Here is a 22292-nt window from a genome sequence, read left to right on the forward strand (position 1 = left end):
GTTCACAGCAATAGTTCATCCCCGTTCGGGCGATAACTGTCGGGGTAAGATGTTCAATTATTCAAAGAAGAGCAAACTGTGAAAAAAACATTCAAATATTCAATGGTTACTCTCGCTGTCTCCTTTTTTGTGGCAAATCAGGCGTCAGCGGCCAATACCTGGGCAGAAGCGCGTGGCGACGCAATGGGTGGTACGGGTGTTGCTTCCGCGAGCTATGGCAGCGGCGCACTCATTAACCCGGCCTTGCTGGCCAAAGCAAAGCCGGATGACAGCGTGACTGTGATCCTGCCAGCCGTGGGCGCGCAAATCACCGACAAAGACAATCTTCAGGATGAGATTGACGAAATTAATGACAAAGTCGACCGCTACAGCGACGTTGTCGATAACCTTACCGCAGCGCAAATTATTGCTAACCCGCTGGGCACTATCGGGCAATTCCAGAGCGCCGCTAAGGATCTGGCGGATGAGCTGGAATTCCTTGATGGTAAAACCGCGCGCGCAAGTGCCGGCGCTGGCATTGCCGTTAGTATTCCTAACGACGTGCTGTCGGTGGCCTTCGTAACTAAAGCCCATGCGCATGCCCGCGTCAGTTCGAACATTGATCAGCAGGATATTACTTACCTGCGCAGCATCCAGAACAGCAGGCTGGTGGCCGTCGGTGAAGCGCTTAATGCCGCGCTGTCGCCAAACGGCTCTGATGAAATCACCGAAAATCTGAACTCCACCGCCTCCGGGCGCGCGGCTATCGTCTCGGATTACGGTATCGCTGTTGCCCGTCAGTTCCAGGTGGGTGAAGTTCCGGTTTCTATCGGCGTAACGCCGAAATTCCAGAAAACCTGGGTCTATAACTACACCACCTCCATTTACGATTACGACAGCGACGATTTCAAAAGCAGCCGTTATCGTACCGACGACAATGGTTTTAACGTCGATGCCGGTATTGCGGCAGATTTCGGCGAAAACTGGACCGTAGGCGTGAGCGGGCAGAACCTGATCTCCCGCGACATCGACACCAAAGATATCAACGTGCGTAACGGCCGTACCGGTGAGGTGAGAAATTACAAAGACACCTACCAGATCAGCCCGGTGGTGACAGCGGGTGTGGCATGGCATAACGATCTGGTGACGGTAACCGCCGATGGCGATCTGACGGAAACCAAAGGCTTCAAGAGCGAAGAAAACTCGCAGTATGTGGGCGTCGGCGCTGAAGTCCGTCCGTTAGACTGGATGGCGGTGCGTGCCGGTTACCGTGCAGACGTGAAAGATAACGATAGCAACGTCTTTACCGGCGGTCTGGGCTTCACGGCCTTTGAACGCGCGCGTCTTGACCTGACCGGTATCGTGGGCGAAAACGAAACCTGGGGCGCAGGCGCACAGCTGAGCCTGACCTTCTGAGTTAAAGCGGACCGGGGGCGCATCGCCTCCGGTCTGCTAATGTGTACCCCGGAAATGAGTGTGTTATAGTAGCGCCCCTTTTTCATATTGATGCAAAAATGTACGCTATGGCACCCGTAACTCCGTCCACCCAATTCGCTTCCTCCCGCTTCTCCATCGCGCCGATGCTCGACTGGACGGACAGGCATTGCCGCTACTTTTTGCGTCTGCTGTCCCGCGATATGCTGCTCTACACCGAAATGGTCACCACCGGCGCCATTATTCACGGCAAGGGCGATTATCTGGCGTACAGCGAGGAAGAGCATCCGGTCGCCTTACAGCTGGGCGGCAGCGATCCGCAGCAGCTGGCGCAGTGCGCCAGACTGGCGGAAGAACGGGGCTACGATGAAATCAACCTCAACGTTGGCTGTCCGTCCGACCGCGTACAAAATGGCATGTTCGGCGCCTGTCTGATGGGCAACGCCCAACTGGTGGCTGACTGCGTAAAAGCGATGCGCGACGTAGTGTCGATCCCGGTCACAGTAAAAACCCGTATCGGCATTGACGATCAGGACAGCTATGAATTCCTGTGTGATTTCATCAGCACCGTCTCCGGTAAGGGCGAATGCGACACCTTTATTATCCACGCCCGTAAAGCATGGCTGTCAGGTTTGAGCCCGAAAGAGAACCGCGAGATCCCGCCGCTGGATTACCCGCGCGTATACCAGCTGAAGCGCGATTTCCCGCAGCTGACAATGTCGATTAACGGCGGCATCAAATCACTGGCGGAAGCGAAAGCGCATCTGGAACACATGGATGGCGTGATGGTAGGCCGCGAGGCGTACCAGAATCCGGGGATCCTCACCGCCGTGGACCGCGAGATCTTTGGTCGTGACCGCGCGGATGCCGATCCGGTTGCCGTGGTGCGCGCCATGTATCCGTACATTGAGCGTGAACTGAGCAAAGGGGCCTATCTGGGGCACATTACCCGTCATATGCTCGGGCTGTTCCAGGGCATTCCCGGCGCGCGTCAGTGGCGTCGCCATCTGAGTGAAAATGCGCATAAAGCAGGCGCAGATATTCGCGTAGTGGAACAGGCGCTGGCGCTGGTGGCGGATAAGCGTTAAAAACTTCGCCAGAATTTGGTCAGATTCACCACGCCTCGCGTTAATCCGCGGGGCGTTTTCGTTTTATTTCAGCAGGTTAACTTTGGCACGGATCTTGTAATACCTGAGACAAGAATGAAAGAAACGTCTTTCGGGAGAGAGCCATGCTGGAACTACTTTTTGTCATTGGATTTTTTGTCATGCTAATGGTGACCGGAATTTCCCTGCTCGGCATTATTGCCGCGCTGGTGGCCGCCACCGCGTTAATGTTTGTTGGCGGGCTGTTCGCGCTGATGATTAAACTGCTGCCCTGGCTGCTGCTGGCGGTGGCGATTGTGTGGGTGATACGGGCGATAAAAACGCCAAAAATCCCACATTATCAGCGCAATAACCGCTGGCGTTACTAAGGTTATGCGTGGTTGATCACAACCTCGTACTTTTCAGAGGTGAGTTCGCTGAAACCGCATAGGATTTACTTATCGGATCTGGCACTATGGCGCGGTTAACGAATTCATCGTGCTGTCCCCTACAAACAGCCGAACTAAAAAAAGAATGGGCCTCCTCAGGGAGGCCCTAATTCTTTTAAGGGATCAGTAAACTTGACCCCTGAGTGGCGCGGCTTTCCAGTACCTCATGCGCCCGTTGCGCATCCGCCAGCGCAAACTTCTGATCTTCCGCCACATCCACTTTGATCACGCCGCTGGCGATCAGCGAGAACAGTTCATTGCTGGCTTCTTCCAGCTCCTCGCGATTGGTGATGTAGCCTTGCAGGGAAGGGCGGGTGGCAAACAGCGAGCCTTTCTGGTTGAGAATCCCCAGATTGACGCCGGTCACCGGCCCGGAAGCATTACCGAAGCTCACCATCAGCCCGTGGCGTTGCAGGCAGTCCAGCGAGGCTTCCCAGGTATCTTTCCCCACCGAGTCATAGACCACGCGCACCTTCTTGCCGCCGGTGATCTCTTTTACCCGCTCAACAATGCTCTCTTCACGATAATTGATCACCTGCCAGGCACCGGCCTGTAACGCGCGCTGCGCTTTTTGCGCGCTACCCACGGTGCCGATCAGCTTACCGCCCAGCGCCTTCGACCACTGGCAGGCAATCAGCCCCACGCCCCCGGCGGCGGCATGGAATAAAAAGGGTTCGTCGGGTTTAATTTCGTAGGTTTTACGCAGCAGATAAAACACCGTCAGGCCTTTCAGGAAGGAGGCGGCAGCCTGTTCGAAGGAGATGGCGTTAGGCAAAATCGCTGCTTTATCGGCAGGCACGTTATGCACTGAGCTGTAAGCCCCGAGCGCCGACTGGGCGTATACCACCCGGTCACCGGCTTTGATATGGGTTACGCCTTTACCCACTTTGCTGACCACGCCCGCGGCTTCCGTTCCCAGGCCGCTCGGCAGGGAAGGCGGTGGATAAAGCCCGCTGCGAATATAGGTATCAATATAATTGATACCAATGGCTTTGTTCTCAACCTGGACTTCATTTTCCGCCGGATCGGTGGGGGTGAACTCCACCGCTTTCAGTACCTCAGGGCCACCATGCTTGTGAAATTCAATTCTTGTTGCCATGCTTCCTCCTGAACTCTGTGGTAATCTTTCGACCCAATCATCATCTCGGTAACTCCATTCACTATGGCAGGAAATAAACCCTTCAACAAACAGCCTGAACCTCGCGACTTCAAGGTCGAAGGGATGAAAGTCCCCCCGCACTCGATTGAAGCGGAACAGTCGGTGTTGGGCGGTTTAATGCTGGATAACGAACGCTGGGACGATGTGGCCGAGCGCGTAGTGGCGGAAGATTTCTATACCCGCCCGCACCGCCACATCTTCACTGAGATGCACCGCCTGCAGGAGATGAGTAAACCCATCGACCTGATCACGCTCGCGGAATCGCTGGAGCAACAGGGGCAACTCGACAGCGTGGGCGGCTTTGCGTATCTGGCAGAGCTGTCAAAAAATACGCCAAGCGCGGCGAACATTAGCGCATATGCTGACATCGTGCGTGAACGCGCGGTAGTGCGTGAAATGATTTCGGTGGCGAATGAGATTGCCACCGCCGGTTTCGATCCGCAGGGCCGCAGCAGCGAAGATCTGCTCGATCTGGCCGAATCCCGCGTTTTCCAGATCGCTGAAAATCGTGCCAATAAAGACGAAGGCCCGAAGAGTATCGATCAGATCCTTGAGTCCACCGTGGCGCGTATTGAGCAGCTTTTCCAGCAGCCTCATGACGGCGTGACGGGTGTGGATACCGGCTATCAGGATCTGAATAAAAAGACCGCGGGCTTACAGCGTTCGGATTTGATTATCGTGGCAGCGCGTCCGTCGATGGGTAAGACCACTTTTGCGATGAACCTCTGCGAAAACGCGGCCATGTTGCAGGATAAACCGGTCTTAATCTTCAGTCTCGAGATGCCCGCCGAACAGATCATGATGCGTATGCTGGCGTCTCTGTCCCGCGTCGACCAGACCCGTATTCGTACCGGCCAGCTTGATGATGAAGACTGGGCGCGTATCTCCGGCACCATGGGCATTCTGCTGGAAAAGCGCAACATGTATATCGACGACTCCTCTGGCCTGACGCCGACAGAAGTCCGCTCCCGCGCGCGCCGTATTTTCCGCGAGCACGGCGGGCTGAGTCTGATCATGATCGACTACCTGCAATTGATGCGCGTTCCTTCTCTTTCTGATAACCGTACGCTGGAGATCGCCGAGATCTCCCGCTCGCTGAAAGCGCTGGCGAAAGAATTACAGGTGCCGGTGGTGGCGCTCTCGCAGCTCAACCGCTCGCTGGAACAGCGCGCCGATAAACGTCCGGTAAACTCCGACCTGCGTGAATCCGGCTCCATCGAGCAGGATGCCGACCTGATCATGTTTATCTACCGTGACGAGGTTTATCACGAAAACAGCGATCTGAAAGGCATCGCGGAAATCATCCTCGGTAAACAGCGTAACGGCCCGATCGGTACGGTACGTCTGACCTTTAACGGTCAGTGGTCGCGCTTTGATAACTATGCGGGTCCACAATACGACGACGAATAAGGGATCTGGTCGGTTTTAAAACGTCAGATCCGGTACTCATTAATGAAGGAATAACAATGCAAGCGGCAACTGTAGTCATTAACCGCCGCGCTCTGCGTCACAACCTGCAACGCCTGCGCGAACTGGCTCCTGCCAGTCGCCTGGTGGCAGTCGTGAAAGCGAACGCTTACGGACACGGTCTTCTTGAGACCGCGCGAACGCTCCCCGATGCCGACGCCTTTGGCGTCGCCCGTCTCGAAGAAGCCCTGCGCCTGCGCGCGGGAGGCATCACCCAACCAATTTTACTGCTGGAAGGCTTCTTCGCCGCCGACGACCTGCCGACCATTGCCGCAGAACATTTGCATACCGCCGTCCACAATAACGAGCAGCTGACGGCGCTGGAAAACGCCGAACTTAGCGAGCCGGTCACCGTCTGGATGAAGCTCGACACCGGCATGCACCGCCTCGGCGTGCGCCCTGAAGACGCCAGCGCCTTTTATCAACGCCTCTGCGCCTGTAAAAACGTGCGTCAGCCGGTAAATATCGTCAGCCATTTTGCCCGCGCCGATGAACCGGAATGCGGCGCCACCGAGCAGCAACTCGATATTTTCAATACCTTTTGCGACGGCAAACCCGGACAGCGTTCCATCGCGGCCTCCGGCGGCATCCTGCTGTGGCCGCAGGCGCATTTTGACTGGGTACGTCCTGGCATTATCCTTTACGGCGTCTCTCCGTTGGATCATAAACCCTGGGGTCCGGACTTCGGCTTTCTGCCGGTCATGTCCCTGACCTCAAACCTGATCGCCGTGCGTGAACACAAAGCGGGCGAGCCGGTCGGCTATGGCGGCACCTGGATCAGCGAGCGCGACACCCGCCTGGGCGTGGTGGCGATGGGCTACGGCGATGGCTACCCGCGGGCAGCCCCGTCCGGTACGCCGGTGCTGGTGAATGGCCGGGAAGTACCGATAGTTGGCCGGGTGGCGATGGACATGATTTGTGTCGATCTCGGGCCGGACGCGCAGGAAAAAGCGGGCGATCGCGTGACCCTGTGGGGCGATGGTCTGCCGGTCGAGCGTATCGCCGAATTCACAAAAGTGAGCGCTTACGAACTTATCACGCGACTGACCTCGCGGGTGGCGATGAAATACCTCGACTGATCGTATTTTGCAGGTCCCCTGCGTGGGGCCTGCTGATAACCTTCCATTCACATCCCTCTCGATCTTCCCGCGCTTCCGGTTTATTGTGGTTATCCGCACCGTAAACCTGGAGAACCACCCCGTGTTTCAGAAAGTTGACGCCTATGCTGGCGACCCCATCCTTTCGCTGATGGAACGTTTTAAAGAAGATCCCCGTAGCGACAAAGTTAATCTCAGCATCGGGCTGTATTACAACGAAGACGGTGCTATTCCCCAGCTCCAGGCGATTACGGAAGCGCGGGCGCGCCTGAATGCCCGGCCGCACGGTGCCTCGCTTTATCTGCCGATGGAAGGCTTAAACGGCTATCGCCATACCATCGCGCCGCTGCTGTTCGGGGCGGATCACCCGGTATTAAACGCGCAGCGCGTCGCCACCATCCAGACACTGGGCGGCTCAGGGGCGTTGAAAATCGGTGCCGATTTCCTCAAACGCTACTTCCCGGACTCCGGCGTTTGGGTCAGCGATCCGACATGGGAAAACCACGTCGCCATTTTTGAAGGCGCAGGTTTTAACGTCGATACCTACCCGTGGTTTGATGCCGCCACTAACGGCGTGCGCGCGGAAGCGTTACTCGAAAAACTGAACACGCTGCCGGCGCAAAGCATCGTGCTGCTGCATCCATGCTGCCACAACCCGACCGGCGCAGACCTGACTAACGCTCAATGGGATGCAGTCGTTGAAGTGCTGAAAGCGCGCAACCTGATCCCGTTCCTCGACATCGCCTATCAGGGCTTTGGCGCGGGTATGGAAGAGGATGCCTACGCCATCCGCGCCATTGCCAGCGCAGGGCTACCGGCGCTGGTCAGCAACTCCTTCTCGAAGATTTTCTCACTGTACGGCGAGCGTGTCGGCGGTCTGTCGGTGGTCTGTGAAGATGCCGACGCTGCCGCCCGCGTGCTGGGTCAGCTGAAAGCCACCGTACGTCGTAACTACTCCAGCCCGCCAGCCTTTGGCGCGCAGCTGGTGGCGACGGTGCTGGGCGACGACGCCCTGAAAGCCAGCTGGCTGGCGGAAGTGGAAGCCATGCGCCTGCGCATCCTGGCGATGCGTCAGGCGCTGGTTGATGTCCTGAAGGATGCGGTGCCGGATCAGAACTTTGATTATCTGCTCAAACAGCGCGGGATGTTCAGCTATACCGGGCTGAGCAGCGCCCAGGTGGATCGCCTGCGCGATGAGTTTGGCGTTTACCTTATCGCCAGCGGACGCATGTGCGTCGCCGGGCTGAATGCTGGCAACGTACAGCGTGTGGCACAGGCCTTTGCCGCTGTAATGTAAGTACTTGCTTACTGCTCTCTCTCCCGGTGTCATGCGGCCGGGCGGGAGAGCAGAATGCGATCCGTCTTCTGTTTCCCGCCTCTTTTTTAAGAATATTCTTCCTTTCACCTGCCCGTGACGTTAAGGTCGGGTAAATTTTTGATCGTCCGCGCAGGTTGCAATGATTGCGGGCTGATAATGCAGGGAAAAATATGCGCAAAATCACACTTATCCTCAGCGCCTTTAGTTTGCTGTTCACGCTTAATGGCCCCGTTACCGCTCACGCCTCGTCGCCTTCGCCCCTTAATCCCGGTACTAATGTCGCACAACTGGCGCAACAGGCACCGGTGCACTGGGTATCCGTGGCGCAAATCGAAAACAGTCTGCTGGGACGTCCGCCGATGGCCGTGGGTTTTGATATTGATGACACCGTGCTTTTTTCCAGCCCCGGCTTCTGGCGCGGCAAGAAAACCTGGTCGCCGGACAGCGAAGACTATCTGAAAAATCCGGCGTTCTGGGAAAAGATGAACAACGGCTGGGATGAATTCAGCATTCCGAAAGAGGTGGCCCGCGCGTTGATCGCCATGCATGTGAAGCGCGGGGACTCTATTTTCTTCATCACCGGCCGCAGCGAAACCAAAACGGAAACCGTCACCAAAACCCTGCAGGATGACTTCCTTATTCCGGCCGCCAGCATGAATCCGGTGATTTTTGCGGGAGACAAGCCAGGTCAGAACACCAAAACACAGTGGTTACGGGGTAAGCAAATCAAAGTGTTCTACGGCGACTCCGATAACGATATTCGCGCCGCGCAGGAAACTGGCGCGCGCGGTATCCGCGTACTGCGTGCCTCCAACTCCACTTACAAACCGCTGCCGCAGGCGGGCATGTTCGGTGAAGAAGTGATCGTCAATTCCGAATACTGATCCCCAACGGCAGTCGCAGGATTGCCGTTTTTTTAATCTCTGCTGGCGGAAACCTGGCTGAAAACGCACTCATGCTGCACACTTAGAAAGATTTATTTTCGACAGGGAGCTGCACCAGAGGTGCCAACAACAGGGGAACCCCAATGACCAATGCAGAATTACTGCCCTATTGCATGGGCAAGGCGGGAGCGGAACAGAGCGTACACAGCGACTGGAAAGCGACGCAGATTAAAGTGGCGGATGTGCTGTTTGCAATGGTGCACGAAACGGATGGCCGTCCGGCGGTCACGCTGAAAACCAGCCCGGAGCTGGCGGAATTATTGCGTAATGAACACAGCGATGTGCGCCCCAGCGCGCGTCTGAACAAAGCGCACTGGAGCACGGTATTTCTCGATGGATCGCTGCCGGATTCGCAGATTTACTATCTGGTAGACGCCTCGTATCAGCTGGTGGTCAGTGCGCTGCCCGACGCCGTCAGGCAGCAACTTTCCGTCTGATTACTTCAGCATCGGTTTGAGGAAGCGCGCCGTGTGCGAGGCTTCGCACCCGGCAACGGTTTCCGGCGTGCCGGAGACGAGGATTTCCCCGCCGCCGCTGCCGCCTTCCGGCCCCAGATCGACGATCCAGTCTGCGGTTTTGATCACGTCCAGGTTATGCTCAATCACCACGATGGTATTACCCTGATCGCGTAACTGGTGCAGCACTTCCAGCAGTTGCTGAATGTCCGCGAAGTGCAGGCCGGTCGTCGGTTCATCAAGGATATACAACGTCTGACCGGTACCGCGTTTCGACAGCTCACGCGCCAGCTTCACGCGCTGTGCTTCACCGCCGGACAGCGTGGTGGCGGATTGTCCAAGACGAATATAGGTCAGGCCAACGTCCATCAGCGTTTGCAGTTTACGCGCCAGTGATGGTACGGCATCAAAGAACTCGCGCGCTTCTTCGATGGTCATATCCAGCACTTCATGGATCGTCTTGCCTTTGTATTTGATCTCCAGCGTTTCACGGTTATAGCGCTTGCCTTTGCACTGGTCGCACGGCACATAAATGTCCGGCAGGAAGTGCATTTCGACTTTGATCACGCCATCGCCCTGACAGGCTTCGCAACGCCCGCCGCGCACGTTAAAGCTGAAACGGCCCGGCGTATAGCCGCGTGAACGCGACTCCGGAACACCGGCAAACAGCTCGCGCACGGGCGTAAACACGCCGGTGTAGGTCGCCGGGTTAGAGCGCGGCGTACGGCCAATCGGGCTCTGGTCGATATCGATAACTTTATCGAAATGTTCCAGACCCTGAACGTCACGATAGGGCGCAGGCTCGGCGATGGTTGCGCCGTTGAGCTGGCGCTGGGCGATCGGGAACAGCGTATCGTTGATCAGCGTCGATTTACCCGAGCCGGACACGCCGGTGATGCAGGTAAACAGGCCTACCGGCAGCGTCAGGGTGACATCCTTCAGGTTGTTGCCGCGCGCGCCGGTCAGCTTAAGCACTTTTTCCGGATCCGCAGGCACACGCGCTTTCGGGATCTCAATCTTACGTACGCCGCTCATAAACTGCCCGGTCAGCGATTCCGGCACCGCCATGATGTCTTCAAGCGTACCTTCAGCCACTACCTGACCGCCATGAACGCCTGCGCCCGGGCCGATATCGATAACGTGATCTGCGGCGCGGATCGCATCTTCATCATGCTCCACCACAATCACCGTGTTGCCGAGGTTACGCAGATGGATCAGCGTGCCGAGCAGACGTTCGTTATCGCGCTGATGCAGACCGATAGACGGCTCATCCAGCACGTACATCACGCCCACCACACCAGCACCGATCTGGCTCGCCAGACGGATACGCTGCGCTTCGCCGCCGGACAGGGTCTCTGCCGAACGGGACAGCGTCAGGTAGTTCAGCCCAACGTTCACGAGGAATTTCAGACGATCGCCAATCTCTTTCAGCACTTTTTCAGCGATTTTTGCACGCTGGCCGGAAAGTTTCAGATTGGTGAAGAAATCCATCGCATGGCCGATGCTCATGTCGGAAATGGTCGGCAGCGGCGTGTCTTCCACAAACACGTGGCGCGCTTCACGACGCAGACGCGTTCCGTCACAGGTGGTGCACGAGCGGTTGCTGATGAACTTCGCCAGCTCTTCACGTACCGCGCTGGATTCCGTCTCTTTATAACGGCGCTCCATATTGTGCAGCACGCCTTCAAACGGATGGCGTCGCACGGAAGTATCGCCGCGATCGTTCATGTACTTAAATTCGACGTTCTCTTTGCCGGATCCGAACAGCACCACTTTATGTACGTTAGCGCTCAGGCTGGCCCACGGCGCTTCCACGTCGAACTTGTAGTGTTCGGCAAGGGAGCGCAGCATCTGGAAATAATAGAAGTTTCGGCGATCCCAGCCGCGGATCGCGCCGCCCGCCAGCGACAGCTCCGGATTCTGGATCACCCGATCCGGATCGAAATACTGTTGTACGCCCAGCCCGTCGCAGGTCGGACAGGCGCCCGCCGGGTTGTTGAACGAGAACATACGCGGTTCCAGCTCATTCATGCTGTAGCCGCAAATCGGGCAGGCGAAGTTTGCGGAGAACAGCAGTTCGCCCGCTTTGGCGTCGTCCATATCGGCCACGATCGCCGTTCCGCCGGAGAGATCCAGCGCGGTTTCAAAGGATTCCGCAAGGCGCTGCGTCAGATCGTCGCGCACTTTAAAGCGGTCGATGACCACCTCAATGGTGTGTTTCTTTTGCAGCTCAAGCGTCGGCGGATCGGAAAGATCGCAGACTTCGCCGTCGATACGGGCGCGGATATAACCCTGGCTGGCCAGGTTTTCCAGCGTTTTGGTGTGCTCGCCCTTACGATCTTTGATGATAGGCGCCAGCAGCATCAGCCGCTTGCCTTCAGGCTGCGAGAGCACGTTATCGACCATCTGACTGACCGTTTGCGCGGCCAGCGGAACGTTATGATCCGGGCAGCGCGCTTCGCCCACGCGGGCAAACAGCAGACGCAGATAGTCATGAATTTCGGTAATGGTCCCGACCGTGGAACGTGGGTTGTGCGACGTCGACTTCTGCTCAATGGAGATTGCCGGCGACAGCCCTTCAATATGATCGACATCTGGCTTTTCCATGAGGGACAGGAACTGCCGCGCATAGGCAGAGAGCGATTCGACGTAACGACGCTGCCCTTCGGCATAAAGGGTGTCAAAAGCCAGCGAGGATTTGCCTGAACCCGAAAGCCCGGTCACGACAATCAGCTTGTCGCGTGGGATGACGATGTTGATGTTCTTGAGATTATGGGTACGCGCGCCCCGTACTTCTATCTTATCCATTCACCTTTCCCGGTAGAGATTCGGCTGCCATAGCGTTATGCATCCATTTCGGTAAGCATAGAACACGCCCGGCGGTCTGAACTGAAACGATTAATTATGACACAATTTAACCTGAATGGATATACAGTGTTATGATGCGCCTTCCAGTGAGTCTTGCAACAATGTCGCGACGGCGCGGTTTACTGGAATCCGCCTCGCAAGGTATCAATCGCGCGGTTTGTAATGCTACAATCGCGCGTTTACACTATTAAGAAACGTATTCAGGAGACACGACCATGGCCAGCAGAGGCGTAAACAAGGTGATTCTCGTCGGTAATCTGGGCCAGGACCCGGAAGTACGCTACATGCCGAGTGGTGGCGCAGTCGCCAACATTACGCTGGCGACCTCCGAATCCTGGCGTGATAAAAACACCGGTGAGACTAAAGAGCAGACTGAATGGCACCGCGTTGTGCTGTTTGGCAAACTGGCGGAAATCGCCGGTGAATATCTGCGTAAAGGCTCCCAGGTGTATATCGAAGGTTCCCTGCGTACCCGTAAGTGGACCGATCAGAGCGGTCAGGAACGCTACACCACTGAAATCAACGTTCCGCAGATTGGCGGCGTAATGCAGATGCTGGGTGGACGTCAGGGTGGCGGCGCACCGGCAGGCGGCGGCCAGCAGCAGGGCGGCTGGGGTCAGCCTCAGCAACCGCAGGGCGGCGGCAATCAGTTCAGCGGCGGCGCGCAGTCTCGCCCGCAGCAACCGTCTTCAGCACCGGCGCAGTCTAACGAACCGCCGATGGATTTTGACGACGACATCCCGTTCTGATCCTGACCATCAGTACGCAAAAAGCCCCGCATTGACGGGGCTTTTGTTTTGGTGCGACGCCATCAGGTGATGACCACCGGCCATTCAGGTGGCGTGTGACTGGAGGCTTCAATCATTACGTCTTTAATATTATTCCAGATCGCCGCCACATCAATCAGCGTAATGCCGAGCAAACCGGTGGCGAACCAGCAGGCGGCGATCACGCCCAGCCCGCTGCTGATCACCGCAAGACCGATATAATCAGACTTGCGAAAGCGAATGTTTAATGTGCTGGCAAGAAACATCAGCACCGCGCTCAATAACTGCCAGCGTAGCAATACCACGCCGGTGGTAATGGTAGCCATCAACCCTTCCTCTGATAACCAATGAAACGTGATTTCATTTTCACAATTTTTGTGAACTATATCACATTTGCTCTTTTATTCGCCAGTGATCTGCGTCAATTTTGCTCAGTTTCATATCCATAAAGGGGGCGTCAGCCGCTTTGTTAGCGCCTTTCAGGCCACGGCTATATGCCTCTTTTAGAAACAGAAGGGTAACAACATTATTTTTTTATTATGCGTATTCTTTGCACACCATTCACTTTTGCAGTTTAAAAAATAAACATCTGCCGGTTATCATTTTTATCGGCCTGCAATTTGCGTTAATCAGCGATCCCCTGTTGAGTTATCTTAAACCTTGACGACGAACTGGATATTTATTTTCCTTAATATAAACAGGGGGAACACTTTTAGTTTGCCTTACGGACGAATATTATCGTCATAAGCAGATATTAGGTTTCTTATGAAAAAAGTCAGTTGCTAATGTCTTATGATTCATGCAACGTAATCACCTGTTAATCAAAGCATCCTGTCGTTATTACAGGCACACATTTTGCAGGGATATTAGGCGGAAATGAATCATAGCGCACTTCGCAAGGTGCTGAGGATCGTCGGGATCATCATGGTAGTTATACTGCCTGTGATGCTGGCGCTATGGTTTGCACACATCCGCGCGGTAAAAGAAACCAGCGCGCAGCTCAATGCATTTGCGCAACTCGCGCTGGATAAAACCGAGCTGGTGATCCGTCAGGCAGATATTGCCTATGACGAAGCCCTGAAATTCAGCGGCCCGCTCTGTTCGCCGTTGCATCGGCAAAATATGCTTAATATTATTCGCGGGCGGCTTTATCTGGCGGATCTCATCTATACCCAGGGCGATCATTTTTTATGCTCCACCAGTATTACTTTGCCTCAACCTTATATTATTCCTGCTGCTGATTATAAACGTAATCCTGACGTTTCAATTTATTACTATCGCGATACGCCATTTTATTCCGGATATAAGATGGTGTATATGCGGCGCGGTAATTATGCGGTAGTGGTAAATCCACTTTTTTACAGTGAAGTGGCATCAGACGATCGTACATTAACGTATGGCGTTTATGACAATATCAGTAAAACCTTCTTTTCAGTCAGTCCTGGCGCTAACGTTAAAATATTGTCTGAACATGTACAAAATGAGAAATTAAACTTCCGGACAGATAATCGTTTCTATACCATTGCCCATTCCGACAAGCGACCTGTTTCGATGATCGTCTCGACGTCCAGCACCCGCTATTATGGTTTCCTGTATCATCAGGCCATGCTGTTGGTCCCGCTGGCGCTGATCGGCAGTATTCTCCTTCTACTGATAGTCTCACGTACCCGGCATGAATTTAACTCCCCGCGGCGTTTGCTGCATCGGGCGCTGCTAAAGCGTCAACTCAGGCTGCATTATCAACCCATTATCGATATCAAAACCGGTAAATGCGTGGGCGCAGAAGCCCTGCTGCGCTGGCCTGGGTTTAATGGTCCGGTGATGAGCCCGGTGGAGTTTATACCGCTGGCTGAAAAAGAAGGGTTGATTGAACGCGTCACCGATTATGTGGTTGAAGAGGTGTTTACCGATCTGGGGCATTTCCTCGCCGCCAACCCGCACCTCTATATTTCAATTAACTTATCCGCCTCGGATTTCCATTCGTCACGCCTGATTGCCCTTATTTCTGATAAGGCAACACATTACGCGGTGCGGGCTGAACAAATTAAGATCGAAGTGACCGAGCGCGGCTTTATTGATGTGCCGAAAACCACGCCGGTTATTCAGGCGTTCCGTCATGCGGGTTATGAAGTGGCAATTGATGATTTCGGTACCGGCTATTCCAACCTGCATAATTTATATTCCCTCAATGTCGATATTCTGAAAATCGACAAATCTTTTATCGATACTCTGACGACTAACAGCACCAGCCATTTGATCGCTGAACATATTATTGAGATGGCGCACAGCCTGCGTCTGAAGATCATTGCGGAAGGCGTGGAAACGGCGGAGCAGGTCACCTGGCTGCTAAAGCGCGGCGTGCAGTTCTGCCAGGGCTGGCACTTTGCGAAGGCATTATCGCCGCAGGATTTTATTCACTGGGCGCAGCAGCACGACTAAGCGCTTGTCCCGGTAGTCTCAACAGACGCCTGACGGGATAAGCGCTCATAGGGGTTTACATCTGATGACGGTAATCGCTGGGCGTTCTGTCGAATTCGCGGCGAAATACACGCGAAAAGGTTTGCTGCGATACATAGCCCAGGTCCATGGCGATATCAAAAATGGGCCGCCGCGTGGTGCGCAGCGCTTCTGCCGCCAGCAGTAACCGGCGCTGTCGGATGTAATCCCCCAACGTCTGATGCATCACCGCGCGGAACATTCTCTGTAAATACCATTTCGAATAACCGGACTTTCTGGCGACCACATCAATGTTCATAGGTTGGTCGATATGTTCATCAATCCATTCAATCAGTGTCTGAATAATTTGCTGATGGGACATACTAGCCTCTTTGTCAGTTCTGCCGCTGTCGTTTTGTCTGCGGGCGAGTATAATTCCTCAAGTTAACTTGAGGTAAAGCGATTTATGGAAAAGAAATTACCGCGTATTAAAGCGCTGCTCACCCCCGGCGAAGTGGCGAAACGTAGCGGCGTGGCGGTATCGGCATTGCACTTTTATGAAGCCAAAGGTCTGATTAAAAGTGTGCGTAACAGCGGTAATCAGCGGCGTTATACCCGTGATGTGCTGCGTTATGTGGCGATCATCAAAATCGCGCAGCGTATCGGCATTCCCCTTGCAACCATTGGCGAGGCGTTTGGTGTGTTGCCGGAAGGGCACACGCTCAGCCCTAAAGAGTGGAAAGAGCTATCTTCCCAGTGGCGTGTGGAACTGGATCGGCGTATCCATACGCTGGAAGCATTACGCGATGAGCTGGACGGCTGTATCGGCTGCGGCTGTTTGTCACGCAGCGACTGCCCGCTGCGTAATCCCGGCGACCGGCTGGGCGAGCAGGGCACCGGCGCGCGACTGCTGGAAGATGATTAATATTCGCCACAAAAAACTAAAGCGCCGTTACGGCGCTTTAGTTTGTTTCCCGGTCTTTTGTCTTTCGCTCTATCCCACGGGTTTGTGGGAGGGTCTCCCCCGACATCAATACCCCTCGGTGTAACTAAAAACGCTGGAGGGTCCGGTTTGTATCGACACTTTTAGTGTAAGTCAGCAGGGCAGCTTTGCCAGCGGCAACCGGGGAATTATCACCGAAATTTTTCGCGCATGATGCACAATTTTCTATAGTAAGTACTTACCTGGTTAACGGAGTAAATCATGCTTAAAGTGCATCATCTTAATAAGTCCCGTTCACAGCGTGTGCTGTGGGCGCTGGAAGAGCTTGGCGTGCCCTATGAGATCGTGCGTTATCAGCGCGAAAAAACCATGATGGCCCCTGAAGCGCTGAAAAAAGTGCACCCGCTGGGAAAATCGCCGGTGCTGGAAGATGACGGGCGCATTATTGCAGAGTCCGGGGCCATCCTCGAATACCTCCAGGAAAACTATGATCCGCAGGGCACCCTGAAACCCACCGATGCCGACCAGCGCCTGCAGTACCGTTTCTGGCTGCATTATGCCGAAGGCTCGCTGATGCCGCCGTTACTGATGAAGCTGGTATTCAGCAGCCTGGGCAAGCCGCCGGTGCCGCTGGGTTTTCGCACCCTCGGTAAAGCGCTGGGGCAGGGGGTGCAAAAAGGCTATCTCAATAAACAGATCGAAACGCACGCCCGCTATATAGAAGCGGAGCTCGGCAGCCAGCCCTGGTTTACCGGGGAGTCCCCCAGCATGGCGGATATTCAGATGAGCTTCCCGGTGTTTGCCCTGCTGGCTCGCGGCGGCGTTGATCACCTGCCCAATTTGCAGGCATGGAAGAAACGCGTCGAGATGCGTCCGGCCTGGCTGCGTGCTATTGAAAAGGGCGGTCCGTTCGAGTTGCCTGGGGAATAAAATCACGTTAGAAGGCGATAAAATTGTTACAGGGTTGCGCATTTACGACAACGTTTGCGCATCCCCTGCTGCTTTCTTCGTCGTCCTGAGCGAAATTTCATAAAAAGCGACAAAGTTAAGTTGAAATACCCCTGTGGATGGCTGGATAATCGTTTGCCTTTTTCAACAGCCGTTTTGTTTGCGCGGAGTTAAACGTTTGCTTTTTGTGGCACTGCTTTGCCGCAACGTAGCACATGGAGATGACGTTTAATCTGGCAGTGGATTGTCCGCCACGCAAACCAGCGAATATAAAAATTCTCAGGGGATGTTTTCTATGTCTACGCCTTCAGCGCGTACCGGCGGTTCGCTTGACGCTTTATTTAAAATTTCTGCACGTGGCAGCACTGTCCGTCAGGAGATCGTAGCCGGTCTTACCACCTTCCTGGCCATGGTTTACTCCGTGATCGTGGTGCCAGGCATGCTGGGCAAAGCGGGCTTCCCGCCGGCGGCGGTGTTTGTCGCCACCTGTCTGGTTGCCGGTCTGGGCTCTATTGTGATGGGACTGTGGGCTAATCTGCCGCTGGCGATTGGCTGCGCCATCTCGCTGACCGCTTTTACCGCTTTCAGCCTGGTGCTCGGCCAGCAAATCAGCGTACCTGTCGCTCTGGGCGCGGTCTTCCTGATGGGCGTGCTGTTCACCGTGATTTCCGCCACCGGCATCCGTAGCTGGATCCTGCGCAATCTGCCGCAGGGCGTGGCGCATGGCACCGGCATCGGTATCGGCCTGTTCCTGCTGCTCATTGCCGCGAACGGCGTGGGTCTGGTGGTGAAAAACCCCATCGACGGGTTGCCGGTAGCGCTGGGCCATTTCGCCAGCTTCCCGGTGATCATGTCGCTGATTGGCCTCGCTGTGATTATCGGTCTGGAAAAACTGAAAGTGCCGGGCGGCATTCTGCTGACCATTATCGGCGTGTCTGTTGTCGGGCTGATTTTTGATCCGGCGGTGCACTTCTCCGGCATTTTTGCCATGCCGTCCCTGAGCGACGAACACGGCAATTCGCTGATCGGCAGCCTGGACATTATGGGCGCGCTGAACCCGATCGTGCTGCCGAGCGTACTGGCGCTGGTGATGACCGCCGTGTTTGATGCGACAGGCACCATTCGTGCGGTGGCCGGTCAGGCTAACCTGCTGGATAAAAACGGTCAGATTATCGATGGCGGCAAAGCGCTGACCACCGACTCCCTGAGCAGCGTCTTCTCAGGCCTGGTGGGCGCAGCACCGGCGGCGGTGTATATCGAATCGGCGGCGGGTACGGCAGCAGGCGGTAAAACCGGTCTGACGGCGATCACCGTTGGCGTGCTGTTCCTGCTGATCCTGTTCCTCTCTCCGCTCTCCTATCTGGTTCCGGCTTACGCCACCGCCCCTGCGCTGATGTACGTGGGCCTGTTGATGCTGAGCAACGTGTCGAAAATCGATTTTGCCGATTTCGTGGATGCGATGGCGGGCCTTATCACCGCCGTATTCATCGTGCTGACCTGCAACATCGTTACCGGCATCATGATCGGCTTCGCCTCGCTGGTTATTGGCCGTGTAGTCTCGGGTGAATGGCGTCGTCTGAACATCGGTACCGTGGTGATCGCGGTGGCGCTGGTGGCCTTCTACGCGGGCGGCTGGGCGATTTAATTTTCCGATCCGGCTCGAAAAAAAGGGTGGCGCTTGCCGCCCTTTTTACTTTTTAAGGCACATCCTGTTTCCATTGCGTTAAGCTGCATGTTCTATTATGAAAGGCATGATGCCTCGTCATCGATTATAAAGAATCATCGCAAACAGGGAACGCATGGAAATTTTCTTCACCATACTCATCATGACCCTTGTGGTCTCACTCTCGGGTGTCGTCACCCGTGTCCTGCCCTTCCAGATCCCCCTGCCGCTGATGCAGATTGCCATCGGCGCTATGCTGGCCTTACCCACTTTTGGTCTGCATGTGGAGTTCGATCCGGAACTCTTTCTGGTGCTGTTTATCCCGCCGCTGCTGTTCGCGGATGGCTGGAAAACCCCAACGCGCGAGTTTCTGGAGCACGGGCGTGAAATATTTGGCCTTGCGCTGGCGCTGGTGCTGGTCACCGTGGTCGGCATCGGCTATCTGATTTACTGGGTGGTGCCCGGTATTCCGCTGATCCCGGCGTTCGCGCTGGCAGCGGTGCTGTCGCCGACCGATGCCGTGGCGTTGTCCGGCATTGTTGGCGAAGGGCGCATCCCGAAAAAAATTATGGGCATCCTGCAGGGCGAGGCGCTGATGAACGACGCCTCAGGCCTGGTGGCCCTGAAGTTTGCCGTCGCGGTGGCGATGGGCACCATGGTCTTCACTGTCGGCGGCGCGACCGTGGAATTCCTCAAGGTGGCGATTGGCGGTCTGCTCGCCGGCTTCGTGGTCAGCTGGCTGTATGGCCGCTCGCTGCGTTTTCTCAGCCGCTGGGGCGGGGATGAACCAGCCACGCAAATCGTGCTGCTGTTCCTGCTGCCGTTCGCCTCTTATCTGATCGCAGAACACATCGGTGTGTCCGGCATTCTGGCAGCGGTGGCGGCCGGGATGACTATCACCCGTTCCGGCGTGATGCGCTCCGCGCCTCTGGCCATGCGTCTGCGCGCCAACAGCACCTGGTCGATGCTGGAATTCGTCTTTAACGGCATGGTGTTCCTGCTGCTGGGTCTGCAACTGCCGGGCATTCTGGAAACCTCGCTGGTGGCGGCGGAAGCCGATCCTAACGTCGAAACCTGGATGCTGTTTACCGACATCATTCTGATTTATGCCGCGCTGATGCTGGTGCGTTTCGGCTGGCTGTGGACGATGCAGAAATTCAGCCAGCGCTTCCTCACCAAAAGCCCGATGGAATTTGGGATGTGGAGCACGCGCGAACTGCTGATCTCCACTTTTGCGGGCGTGCGCGGGGCGATCACCCTCGCCGGTGTACTCTCTATTCCGCTGCTGTTACCGGGCGGGGAACACTTCCCGGCGCGTTATGAACTGGTCTTCCTGGCTGCCGGGGTGATCCTCTTCTCGCTGTTTGTCGCCGTGGTGGTTTTACCTATGCTGCTGCAACATATGGAGATCGCCGACCACGCTCAACAGGCGAAAGAAGAGCGGCTGGCGCGGGCGAAAACCGCTGACGTGGCCATTGTCGCCATTCAGAAAATGGAAGAGCGCCTGGCGGCCAACGCCGAGGAGAACATTGACGATCAGCTGCTGACAGAAGTCAGTTCGCGGGTGATCGGTAATCTGCGTCGCCGCGCTGACGGGCGTAATAACGTCGAAAGCTCCATGCAGGAAGAAAATCTCGAACGCCGCTTCCGCCTTGCGGCGCTGCGTTCCGAGCGGGCAGAGCTGTATCATCTGCGCGCCACGCGGCAGATCAGCAACGAAACGCTGCAAAAACTGCTGCACGATCTGGACCTGCTGGAAGCGCTGCTGATTGAGAATAAGTAGGATATGTCCCCCTCAACCTGTGGGTGAGGGGGCTAAAGCACTACTTTGTCAGGCGTGACACCAGTTCAAACTCTTTAAAATTCACCGGGCGTTGTTGCTGCATGGAGATATTCCCGGCGATACCGGTAAGGATCGACATCGCACCGGCGCGGTGATCGGCGGCACGCTGCAGCGGATCGTGCGTGGCGGGGCCGAATAAATCCGCCAGCATGGCGTTATCTCCGCCGCCGTGTCCGCCTTCACCGATGGCGAATTCAGCTTTCCAGGGCGCGGCAAACATCGGGAACACCGTGATGTCGCAGCCTTCCAGGCTCCCTTCGCTGGCGCGATCGCCACCGGCGTTGACGTAAGATTTCTCCACAAGCTTCATCTCCAGACGGCCTTCACTGCCGTTAAACACCACGTTCAGCCCCTCCCATGGCAGATAGGCGTTCAGGGAATAGGTTAGCTGCACCTGATTCTGGTATTTCACCAGCACCGACATGGTGTCTTCAATGGTGATGCCGTCGCTGAACACGCTCTGATCGCGAAAATAGTTATCTTCGTGCTCGGCATCCAGATACAGCGCTTTCAGCTGGGGATTGTCCTCCATGTGCAGGGCAAAGGGATCCTCTTTAGCGGCGGCGTAGCCGTGGGCGCGGGGATAAAACTGCGTGATACCGCGTCGCTCGGCGTTCTCTTTACCATAAAAGCGCAGGCTGCCTTCGGCATAGACGCGCTGCGGATAGCTCCCCAGCCAGAAGTTCATCAGGTCGAAATGGTGGGTGGATTTGTGTACCAGCAGGCCGCCGCTGTTGCGCTTTTCCCGGTGCCAGCGACGAAAATAATCCGCGCCGTGTTCGGTGTTCAGCAGCCATTCAAAGTGTACCGAGTTCACCTCGCCAATGGTGCCGTTCATCAGCAGCTCGCGCACTTTGCTGTGATGCGGCGCATAGCGGTAGTTAAAGGTCACACGCACCTGACGGCCCGTCTCTTCAATGGCATCGAGGATGCGCAGCGCCCGCTGCTCGTCGATGGTCATCGGTTTTTCGGTGATCACATCACACCCGGCGTACAGGGCGCGCACAATATAATCATCATGGGTACGATCGACGGTGGTGACGATAATCACGTCCGGGCGCGTCTCGCGGATCATCTCCTCAAACTGCGAGGCGTGCCAGGTGGACGCTGGCGCAGCCCCTTCGTTTTTCAGCAACTGATTGGCGTAGTGCATACGCGTGTGGTTGGTATCGCAGAAGGCGACCAGGGTGGCCGTCTCTTTCCACTGACCGCCGATGGCCGCAATGTACATCCCGGCACGCCCGCCCGTGCCGACAAGGGCATATTTTTTCATACCATCCTCGATTAATTACTTAATGAAATTATTGGCTTAACGCGTAAGCCAGGGCTTCCATCAGCATAAAAAGCGGGAAGGGCATTGTCGTGACGGCGCAGAGTGCAAAATAAGGTCAGGAAGATGGAGTGGCGCAAACTGTGACGGGGCTTACAAAACGCGCC

At 55.7% G+C, this 22292-nt stretch carries 19 protein-coding genes; 14 read left to right on the forward strand and 5 right to left on the reverse strand.

Features of this window, described 5'->3' with window-relative positions; genetic code table 11:
* Positions 1-102 precede the first annotated feature (102 nt).
* The 3 genes from BMF08_RS07230 (at position 103) to pspG (ending at position 2887) form a co-directional block, all read left to right on the forward strand.
* Positions 103-1395: a conjugal transfer protein TraF gene (locus BMF08_RS07230; protein WP_412175855.1), complete on the forward strand. Its 1293-nt coding sequence runs from the start codon at positions 103-105 to the stop codon at positions 1393-1395.
* Positions 1396-1502: 107 nt separating this feature from the next.
* Positions 1503-2501, forward strand: a complete 999-nt coding sequence (dusA, locus tag BMF08_RS07235; protein WP_072570798.1) for a tRNA dihydrouridine(20/20a) synthase DusA — start codon at positions 1503-1505, stop codon at positions 2499-2501.
* A gap of 143 nt (positions 2502-2644) precedes the next feature.
* The gene (gene pspG / locus BMF08_RS07240; RefSeq protein ID WP_072570193.1) at positions 2645-2887 is read left to right on the forward strand and encodes an envelope stress response protein PspG; all 243 of its coding nucleotides are present in this window, start codon (positions 2645-2647) and stop codon (positions 2885-2887) included.
* A 175-nt stretch (positions 2888-3062) separates the two neighbouring features.
* On the opposite strand, the gene BMF08_RS07245 is transcribed toward pspG, so the two are convergent.
* The gene (locus BMF08_RS07245; RefSeq protein WP_072570194.1) at positions 3063-4046 is read right to left on the reverse strand and encodes a quinone oxidoreductase; all 984 of its coding nucleotides are present in this window, start codon (positions 4044-4046) and stop codon (positions 3063-3065) included.
* A 63-nt stretch (positions 4047-4109) separates the two neighbouring features.
* Here BMF08_RS07245 and dnaB point away from each other — a divergent pair, with 63 nt between their 5' ends.
* From dnaB to BMF08_RS07270, 5 genes are all read left to right on the forward strand, one after another.
* Complete coding sequence (gene dnaB, locus BMF08_RS07250; protein ID WP_072570195.1) at positions 4110-5516, forward strand: replicative DNA helicase; 1407 nt, start codon at positions 4110-4112, stop codon at positions 5514-5516.
* A 56-nt stretch (positions 5517-5572) separates the two neighbouring features.
* Positions 5573-6652, forward strand: a complete 1080-nt coding sequence (gene alr, locus BMF08_RS07255; protein WP_072570196.1) for an alanine racemase — start codon at positions 5573-5575, stop codon at positions 6650-6652.
* Positions 6653-6773: 121 nt separating this feature from the next.
* A complete protein-coding gene (gene tyrB, locus BMF08_RS07260; RefSeq protein ID WP_072570197.1) occupies positions 6774-7967 on the forward strand; it encodes an aromatic amino acid transaminase in 1194 nt (397 codons plus the stop codon).
* 191 nt (positions 7968-8158) lie between these two features.
* Positions 8159-8872 carry an acid phosphatase AphA gene (gene aphA, locus BMF08_RS07265; protein WP_072570198.1) on the forward strand — a complete coding sequence of 238 codons (714 nt, stop codon included), beginning with the start codon at positions 8159-8161 and terminating at the stop codon, positions 8870-8872.
* Between the two features lie 143 nt (positions 8873-9015).
* The gene (locus BMF08_RS07270; RefSeq protein WP_072570199.1) at positions 9016-9369 is read left to right on the forward strand and encodes an MmcQ/YjbR family DNA-binding protein; all 354 of its coding nucleotides are present in this window, start codon (positions 9016-9018) and stop codon (positions 9367-9369) included.
* On the opposite strand, the gene uvrA is transcribed toward BMF08_RS07270, so the two are convergent.
* Positions 9370-12195, reverse strand: a complete 2826-nt coding sequence (uvrA, locus tag BMF08_RS07275; protein ID WP_072570200.1) for an excinuclease ABC subunit UvrA — start codon at positions 12193-12195, stop codon at positions 9370-9372.
* A 275-nt stretch (positions 12196-12470) separates the two neighbouring features.
* Here uvrA and ssb1 point away from each other — a divergent pair, with 275 nt between their 5' ends.
* Positions 12471-13004, forward strand: a complete 534-nt coding sequence (ssb1, locus tag BMF08_RS07285) for a single-stranded DNA-binding protein SSB1 (protein ID WP_072570201.1) — start codon at positions 12471-12473, stop codon at positions 13002-13004.
* Between the two features lie 62 nt (positions 13005-13066).
* Here the strand turns inward: ssb1 and BMF08_RS07290 are convergent, their stop codons facing one another.
* Positions 13067-13348, reverse strand: a complete 282-nt coding sequence (locus BMF08_RS07290) for a YjcB family protein (RefSeq protein WP_072570202.1) — start codon at positions 13346-13348, stop codon at positions 13067-13069.
* Positions 13349-13898: 550 nt separating this feature from the next.
* Here BMF08_RS07290 and BMF08_RS07295 point away from each other — a divergent pair.
* The gene (locus BMF08_RS07295; RefSeq protein WP_072570203.1) at positions 13899-15461 is read left to right on the forward strand and encodes an EAL domain-containing protein; all 1563 of its coding nucleotides are present in this window, start codon (positions 13899-13901) and stop codon (positions 15459-15461) included.
* 55 nt (positions 15462-15516) lie between these two features.
* Here the strand turns inward: BMF08_RS07295 and soxS are convergent, their stop codons facing one another.
* Positions 15517-15840 carry a superoxide response transcriptional regulator SoxS gene (soxS, locus tag BMF08_RS07300; RefSeq protein WP_072570204.1) on the reverse strand — a complete coding sequence of 108 codons (324 nt, stop codon included), beginning with the start codon at positions 15838-15840 and terminating at the stop codon, positions 15517-15519.
* Positions 15841-15924: 84 nt separating this feature from the next.
* Here soxS and soxR point away from each other — a divergent pair, with 84 nt between their 5' ends.
* The 4 genes from soxR to BMF08_RS07320 all read left to right on the forward strand — a co-directional run bounded on the left by soxR (position 15925) and on the right by BMF08_RS07320 (position 20795).
* On the forward strand, positions 15925-16383 hold the full coding sequence (gene soxR / locus BMF08_RS07305; protein ID WP_072570205.1) for a redox-sensitive transcriptional activator SoxR: 459 nt from the start codon (positions 15925-15927) through the stop codon (positions 16381-16383).
* Positions 16384-16662: 279 nt separating this feature from the next.
* Positions 16663-17331, forward strand: coding sequence for a glutathione S-transferase family protein (locus BMF08_RS07310; RefSeq protein ID WP_072570206.1), 669 nt, complete (start codon positions 16663-16665; stop codon positions 17329-17331).
* A gap of 313 nt (positions 17332-17644) precedes the next feature.
* Complete coding sequence (ghxP, locus tag BMF08_RS07315) at positions 17645-18994, forward strand: guanine/hypoxanthine transporter GhxP (protein ID WP_072570207.1); 1350 nt, start codon at positions 17645-17647, stop codon at positions 18992-18994.
* Between the two features lie 154 nt (positions 18995-19148).
* Positions 19149-20795 (forward strand): Na+/H+ antiporter, encoded by a 1647-nt coding sequence (locus BMF08_RS07320; protein WP_072570208.1) that lies wholly within the window; start codon positions 19149-19151, stop codon positions 20793-20795.
* Between the two features lie 40 nt (positions 20796-20835).
* Here the strand turns inward: BMF08_RS07320 and BMF08_RS07325 are convergent, their stop codons facing one another.
* Positions 20836-22128 (reverse strand): Gfo/Idh/MocA family protein, encoded by a 1293-nt coding sequence (locus tag BMF08_RS07325; protein WP_072570209.1) that lies wholly within the window; start codon positions 22126-22128, stop codon positions 20836-20838.
* Positions 22129-22292: the final 164 nt, after the last annotated feature.

The sequence above is a fragment of the Enterobacter sp. SA187 genome, assembly GCF_001888805.2.
In the GTDB taxonomy this organism is placed as follows: Bacteria; Pseudomonadota; Gammaproteobacteria; order Enterobacterales; family Enterobacteriaceae; genus Enterobacter_D.

Coding starts and splice junctions, on each gene's coding strand:
- BMF08_RS07230 (WP_412175855.1), top strand. CDS start 103: ATGGTTACTCTCGCTGTCTCCTTTTTTGTGGCAAATCAGGCGTCAGCG.
- dusA (WP_072570798.1), top strand. CDS start 1,503: ATGGCACCCGTAACTCCGTCCACCCAATTCGCTTCCTCCCGCTTCTCC.
- pspG (WP_072570193.1), top strand. CDS start 2,645: ATGCTGGAACTACTTTTTGTCATTGGATTTTTTGTCATGCTAATGGTG.
- BMF08_RS07245 (WP_072570194.1), bottom strand. CDS start 4,046: ATGGCAACAAGAATTGAATTTCACAAGCATGGTGGCCCTGAGGTACTG.
- dnaB (WP_072570195.1), top strand. CDS start 4,110: ATGGCAGGAAATAAACCCTTCAACAAACAGCCTGAACCTCGCGACTTC.
- alr (WP_072570196.1), top strand. CDS start 5,573: ATGCAAGCGGCAACTGTAGTCATTAACCGCCGCGCTCTGCGTCACAAC.
- aphA (WP_072570198.1), top strand. CDS start 8,159: ATGCGCAAAATCACACTTATCCTCAGCGCCTTTAGTTTGCTGTTCACG.
- BMF08_RS07270 (WP_072570199.1), top strand. CDS start 9,016: ATGACCAATGCAGAATTACTGCCCTATTGCATGGGCAAGGCGGGAGCG.
- uvrA (WP_072570200.1), bottom strand. CDS start 12,195: ATGGATAAGATAGAAGTACGGGGCGCGCGTACCCATAATCTCAAGAAC.
- ssb1 (WP_072570201.1), top strand. CDS start 12,471: ATGGCCAGCAGAGGCGTAAACAAGGTGATTCTCGTCGGTAATCTGGGC.
- BMF08_RS07290 (WP_072570202.1), bottom strand. CDS start 13,348: ATGGCTACCATTACCACCGGCGTGGTATTGCTACGCTGGCAGTTATTG.
- BMF08_RS07295 (WP_072570203.1), top strand. CDS start 13,899: ATGAATCATAGCGCACTTCGCAAGGTGCTGAGGATCGTCGGGATCATC.
- soxS (WP_072570204.1), bottom strand. CDS start 15,840: ATGTCCCATCAGCAAATTATTCAGACACTGATTGAATGGATTGATGAA.
- soxR (WP_072570205.1), top strand. CDS start 15,925: ATGGAAAAGAAATTACCGCGTATTAAAGCGCTGCTCACCCCCGGCGAA.
- BMF08_RS07310 (WP_072570206.1), top strand. CDS start 16,663: ATGCTTAAAGTGCATCATCTTAATAAGTCCCGTTCACAGCGTGTGCTG.
- ghxP (WP_072570207.1), top strand. CDS start 17,645: ATGTCTACGCCTTCAGCGCGTACCGGCGGTTCGCTTGACGCTTTATTT.
- BMF08_RS07320 (WP_072570208.1), top strand. CDS start 19,149: ATGGAAATTTTCTTCACCATACTCATCATGACCCTTGTGGTCTCACTC.
- BMF08_RS07325 (WP_072570209.1), bottom strand. CDS start 22,128: ATGAAAAAATATGCCCTTGTCGGCACGGGCGGGCGTGCCGGGATGTAC.